Annotated in this window: 1 protein-coding gene and 1 pseudogene; one reads left to right on the top strand and one right to left on the bottom strand. The window is 56.8% G+C overall.

Annotated features, from left to right (window positions below; all coding sequences use genetic code 11):
• A pseudogene (locus A5779_RS34895) lies at positions 1-101 on the bottom strand (DUF3237 domain-containing protein); the annotation flags it as partial.
• A 239-nt stretch (positions 102-340) separates the two neighbouring features.
• On the opposite strand from A5779_RS34895, the gene A5779_RS20865 reads away from it, so the two are divergent.
• Positions 341-664: a cupin domain-containing protein gene (locus A5779_RS20865; RefSeq protein WP_236734834.1), complete on the top strand. Its 324-nt coding sequence runs from the start codon at positions 341-343 to the stop codon at positions 662-664.
• The last annotated feature ends 30 nt before the right edge of the window (positions 665-694 follow it).

Raw genomic sequence — 694 nt, 5'->3', positions numbered from 1 at the left:
GTTGGGACGGCCAGGACCTGACGCAATCCGTACGGGCCCGGACCCACGATCTGGGGTTCGGCGAGCTCTGCGGTGTAGCTGAACTCCGGCTCCAATTTCACTGTTGGACCTCCATTTTCAAGCGGGGCTGCTTTCAGCGCCGCGGTGGATCTGAGAGTGCACCACGAGTTGGTGATAGTCAACACATTGTCGATTTATTGCTTGACTTCGCTGAAGTGGGGCCGGTTTTTTAAAGTGGACAGTGTGTTGACTACAATCGACTGTGAGTCTAGTCTCAACTTTGCCAAGGCCGTGACACCGGACACCGACGCGCGGCGCACAACGACGAAAGAGGATTGACATGGCCACGAGAGCGGACGTCGACCAGATCCAACCTTCAACTTCACGCGATGGTGAGAGCTACGTCTCCCACCGTGACGACATCCACTTCAACATGACCGGTGACTTCATGACCGGGGTGGATTTCTGGATTCATGCGACCGGTGAGACCACGAACGGTCAGCTGATCGTCATCGAGACCAACTGGGTGCGTGGTACCGAACCGGTCTGGCACATCCACCACCGAGAAGAAGAGGGCTTCTTCGTGATGGACGGCGAGATCAAGATTCACACCGAAGCCGGTTCGGTACCACGCACCCAGTTGGTCTCGATGACGATCAGCTGACCGTTCGTGGTCTCACCGGTCGCATGAATC

This window comes from Mycolicibacterium peregrinum (genome assembly GCF_001665625.1).
GTDB lineage: Bacteria > Actinomycetota > Actinomycetes > Mycobacteriales > Mycobacteriaceae > Mycobacterium > Mycobacterium peregrinum_B.
The sequence above is the reverse complement of the archived record's forward strand: the minus strand, read 5'-3'. Positions and strand labels throughout refer to the sequence as shown.